This window comes from Mucilaginibacter sp. (genome assembly GCF_028288105.1).
In the GTDB taxonomy this organism is placed as follows: Bacteria; Bacteroidota; Bacteroidia; order Sphingobacteriales; family Sphingobacteriaceae; genus Mucilaginibacter.
On record NZ_JAQBOI010000286.1, the window covers coordinates 1 to 4,437 of the forward strand.

A 4,437-nucleotide genomic window follows, 5' to 3' on the forward strand; every position below is an offset into this window, starting at 1 on the left:
CCGATTATATCATTGAAATACCATTAACCGGCGAAACATTTGTACCGCTATTGGCAACTATACCACTACAGTTGTTATCATACCACATAGCGGTAATGCGCGGTTGTAATGTTGACCAGCCACGTAATCTGGCAAAATCAGTTACGGTGGAGTAAGCTCAGATTTGAGATATTAGATGTGAGATCTGAGACTGCAATAGTTTCGGATCTCACATTTTTTTTGCGGTAGATTTTTGCTGAGATTCTGTCTCCTATCTCACATCTAATATCTCACGTCTGCCTAAGCCGGCATATGCTGCATGGTTTCGCTCAAATCTAATTGCAAGCCCTGTGCAACAGCCATACCAAGGCTAATATCTGCCCTAAACCAGTGGCAAAGTTGCCTGTTGGTTATCTCGTCCTTTTTAGGGCCCTCAATACCACTCATAGAATGTACTATGTTTTTGATCAGATCTTTTTTGCTCTCATCGCTCATCAGGCGGTATAAATTGCCCGGTTGTGTGTAATGATCATTATCGCCTTCGGCGTTGCGGTCATACCAGTCGGCTACTTGTGCGTTAATATCCCATGCCGGTTCCTTATAACTCTGGTCTACCTCAATATCATCAAAGCTATTTGGGAAATAGTTGGGGTTTTTGCCCTGGTTGCCGTCTACACGCATTTGGCCATCGCGCTGGTAATTATTCACCATAAACGGGCAACGGTTAACCGGTATTTGCTCATAATTAGCCCCAAGGCGATAGCGCTGCGCATCGGGGTAAGAAAGTATGCGCCCTTGCAGCATCTTGTCTGGCGAGTAGCCTATGCCATCTATAACGTGTGCCGGTGCAAAGGCCGCCTGCTCTACGTGTGCAAAATAATTATCAGGGTTCTCGTTTAGTTCCAGTACGCCCACATCAATCAGCGGGTAATCGCCATGCGGCCAAACTTTGGTCAAATCGAATGGGTTAATATGATAAGCAGCGGCTTCAGCCTCTGGCATTACCTGTATCTTCATATCCCATTTCGGGAAATCGCCATTATCAATGTGCGTTAACAAGTCATGCTGTGCAAAATCGGGGTTTTTACCGCGCATTTCACCGGCTTCTTCATCGGTAAAGTTTTTAATTCCCTGCTGGGTTTTAAAATGGAACTTTACATAAAAACGCTCGTTATCAGCATTAATGAACGAGAAAGTATGGCTTCCAAAACCATCCATATGGCGATAACCGTATGGTGTCCCCCTGTCGCTCATCAGGATAGTTACCTGGTGCAGGCTTTCGGGATTAAGCGACCAAAAATCCCATATCATGGTTGCGCTTTTGCAGTTGGTATATGGGTCGCGTTTTTGGGTATGAATAAAATCGCCAAATTTCTTGGGGTCTTTTATAAAGAAAACCGGTGTGTTATTACCAACCAGGTCCCAGTTACCATCTTCGGTATAAAACTTAAGGGCAAAACCACGTGGGTCGCGTTCAGTATCGGCCGAGCCTTTTTCGCCACCTACGGTAGAAAAGCGTAAAAAAGTGCGAGTTTGCTTACCAATTTGGCTGAATACTTTTGCCCGTGTATATTTTGTAATATCGTGTGTGATAGTTAAGGTACCGTAAGCGCCAGAGCCTTTAGCATGTACAACACGCTCGGGGATGCGTTCGCGGTTAAAGTGGGCCATTTTTTCGTGCAGAATAAAATCCTGTAACAGAATCGGGCCGCGCGGTCCTACGGTTTGAGAGTTCTCGTTTTCTACATAAGGCTTGCCGGATGCAGTGGTCAGCTTCTTTTTTATAGGTCCCATGATAGTATCTTTTGTTATTTTCAAACTTCATCAAAAAAAGTGGATAGAAAAAATCAATAATTACTATCTTTATATAGATATTATTGATAATGACTATAACGCAACTTGAATACATAATTGCTGTAGATACCTACCGCAGTTTTGTAATGGCCGCTAACAAATGTTTTGTTACACAGCCAACGCTAAGCATGCAGATACAAAAGTTGGAAGATACGCTTGGCGTAAAGCTTTTTGACCGTAGCCACCAGCCGGTTATCCCTACCGAAATAGGCGAAGAAATTATAGCCCAGGCAAGGGTTTTATTAGCCGAGAGTGAAAAGATAAAAGAAATTATCAGCGACAGGCAAAAGGAGCTTTCGGGCGAATTAAAGGTGGGTATCATTCCTACCGTATCGCCTTATATATTGCCGAAGATATTGAATGGGTTTATCCAGAAATATCCGCAGGTAAAACTGATAGTTTGGGAGCAAACAACCGAGCAGATCATTCAGCAATTAAAGCAAGGTACGCTGGATTGCGGCATTCTATCTACCCCGTTGCACGAGAGCACCCTGACCGAGATTCCCGTTTTTTACGAAAATTTTGTAGCCTACGCATCAAAAAACAGCAAGCTTTATAAAAAGAAAACCATTAGCCCCGATGATATAGATATGGAGGAAATATGGGTGCTGAATGAGGGGCATTGCATGCGCGAGCAGGTGTTAAATATTTGCCAAAGGCGCAAAGCAACCAAGGGCTTCCAGCATTTTGAATACAATACCGGCAGCGTTGAAACCCTTAAACGGATGGTTGATATGAACAATGGCGCCACCATTTTGCCCGAGCTTGCCCTGGCCGAAATGAGCGACAGGCAGCGCGACCGCGTACGCTATTTTAAAAGCCCCGAACCGGCCCGCGAGGTAAGCATAGTAATGCACCGCAACTTTTTAAAACGCCGCATGATAGAGGCCCTTAAAAACGAGATACTTGATTTTGTACCCAAAAGGCTGCGCACTAAAAAGAAGAAAGAGATAATGGAGATATAGTTCTATTCTGTCATGCCGAATTTATTTCGGCATCCCATACGTTCGGCAGATTGCTAAGTGTTAAACTGTCCGGAGAGATGCCGAAACAAGTTCGGCATGACGGATTGTTTAATTTAGTGAGTTACTTCCCGTAAAGCTTCAACAATTTTTTGAGCTGTTGCAGCCAATTCTTCCTGGCTTGGTGTTAGTTTCGGGCGGGCGAAGTTCATGTCGTCAACCCTGTTCATGGGTATTAAATGGATATGCGCATGAGGCACTTCCAAACCAATCACCGCCACACCAACCTTTTTACAAGGAATAGCCTTTTTAATGCCTGTAGCCACAATTTTGGCGAACATTTGTAAGCCCATGTAGGTTTCATCGTCCAGGTCAAAAATATAATCAACCTCTGTTTTAGGGATAACCAGCACATGGCCTTCGGCTAAGGGGCTGATATCTAAAAAAGCCAGAAACTCATTGGTCTCGGCCACTTTATGCGCTGGGATCTCGCCTGATATGATTTTTGAAAAGATAGACATAGTGAATGGTTAATTATGTTGATTGGTGAGTAGTTAAGAAATGAATGGATTGAGTGAATAGTTATAAAGAACCATTCACCCAATCAACCATTCACTATCTACTAATTTCCAGTATCTCAAATTCTATTTTACCTGCAGGTACGGTTATCTCCGTTACCTCACCTACCGATTTGCCTAACAAGCCTTTGGCAATTGGAGATGTTACCGATATTTTACCGGCTTTCATATCCGCTTCACTTTCTGATACCAGCTGGTAGCTCATGGTAGTGCCGCTTTTAACGTTTTTTATTTTTACAATAGATAAGGCCAGCACTTTAGACATGTCAAGTTTAGACTCGTCTAATAAGCGGGCGTTAGCCAGGTTTTCCTGCATCTGGGCAATTTTTGCTTCGTGCAAACCCTGTGCTTCTTTTGCTGCATCGTACTCGGCATTTTCCGAAAGATCGCCCTTATCGCGGGCTTCGGCAATTTGCTTTGATATATCAGATCTGCCGGTAGTTTTTAACCTTTGTAATTCTTCTTTTAATTTTTCTAAACCTTCTTTGGTATAGTATGATACCTCTGCCATAACACAATTATAATTAGTATTGATTTATAATTATCGCCAAAAAAAACCGCCCCCCTACTTTTTTGATAGAAGAGCGTAATGGCCTTAAAAACAAACAAGACTACGTGGGGCATTGCCTGCATAGTCTTGTTTAGTCTAAAACGAAGATAGTATAATTAAATTTTAATATCCAAATTTTTTGTTTTTCAGATTACACAGTTTTGGATTGATCTCACCTGGCCTTTTATTCCGCTAAACCTAATTCTCCGAGCTTGCCGGCCATCACCTCACTTATTTTGCGGTAACTCTCAAATGTCCACCCCGCTACATGGGGGCTTAAAATAACTTTGCCACTTTTGCGCAACTCATCAAACCATTCCTGCTCGCCCAGTGCCGGGAATTTCTCAACCTCCAGCACATCCAACCCCGCAGCAATTATTTTACCTTGCTTAATAGCATTTAATACCGCGCTGGTATTAACCACCTTGCCACGGGCTGTGTTAATGAAAAATATAGGCTTTTTAAAATGGAACAGATATTCATCGGTAACCATCCCGTTGGTTTCGGCAGTTAG

Annotated in this window: 5 protein-coding genes; 1 reads left to right on the forward strand and 4 read right to left on the reverse strand. The window is 43.0% G+C overall.

From position 1 onward, the window contains the following. Positions 1-279: 279 nt before the first annotated feature. Positions 280-1,773, reverse strand: a complete 1,494-nt coding sequence (locus JWQ85_RS19045) for a catalase (RefSeq protein ID WP_299470778.1) — start codon at positions 1,771-1,773, stop codon at positions 280-282. Between the two features lie 89 nt (positions 1,774-1,862). On the opposite strand from JWQ85_RS19045, the gene JWQ85_RS19050 reads away from it, so the two are divergent. Then, on the forward strand, positions 1,863-2,798 hold the full coding sequence (locus JWQ85_RS19050) for a hydrogen peroxide-inducible genes activator (protein WP_299470780.1): 936 nt from the start codon (positions 1,863-1,865) through the stop codon (positions 2,796-2,798). Positions 2,799-2,911: 113 nt separating this feature from the next. On the opposite strand, the gene JWQ85_RS19055 is transcribed toward JWQ85_RS19050, so the two are convergent. From JWQ85_RS19055 to JWQ85_RS19065, 3 genes are all read right to left on the reverse strand, one after another. Continuing rightward, positions 2,912-3,316: an HIT family protein gene (locus JWQ85_RS19055; protein ID WP_299470782.1), complete on the reverse strand. Its 405-nt coding sequence runs from the start codon at positions 3,314-3,316 to the stop codon at positions 2,912-2,914. Between the two features lie 94 nt (positions 3,317-3,410). After that, positions 3,411-3,884 (reverse strand): transcription elongation factor GreA, encoded by a 474-nt coding sequence (gene greA / locus JWQ85_RS19060; protein ID WP_299470784.1) that lies wholly within the window; start codon positions 3,882-3,884, stop codon positions 3,411-3,413. A gap of 223 nt (positions 3,885-4,107) precedes the next feature. After that, on the reverse strand, positions 4,108-4,437 hold a 330-nt coding region (locus JWQ85_RS19065; protein ID WP_299470786.1), incomplete at its 5' end, for an NAD(P)-dependent oxidoreductase.

Excerpts from the sequence above, each read along its gene's own strand:
- JWQ85_RS19045 (WP_299470778.1), bottom strand. The coding sequence starts at position 1,773 with ATGGGACCTATAAAAAAGAAGCTGACCACTGCATCCGGCAAGCCTTAT.
- JWQ85_RS19050 (WP_299470780.1), top strand. The coding sequence starts at position 1,863 with ATGACTATAACGCAACTTGAATACATAATTGCTGTAGATACCTACCGC.
- JWQ85_RS19055 (WP_299470782.1), bottom strand. The coding sequence starts at position 3,316 with ATGTCTATCTTTTCAAAAATCATATCAGGCGAGATCCCAGCGCATAAA.
- greA (WP_299470784.1), bottom strand. The coding sequence starts at position 3,884 with ATGGCAGAGGTATCATACTATACCAAAGAAGGTTTAGAAAAATTAAAA.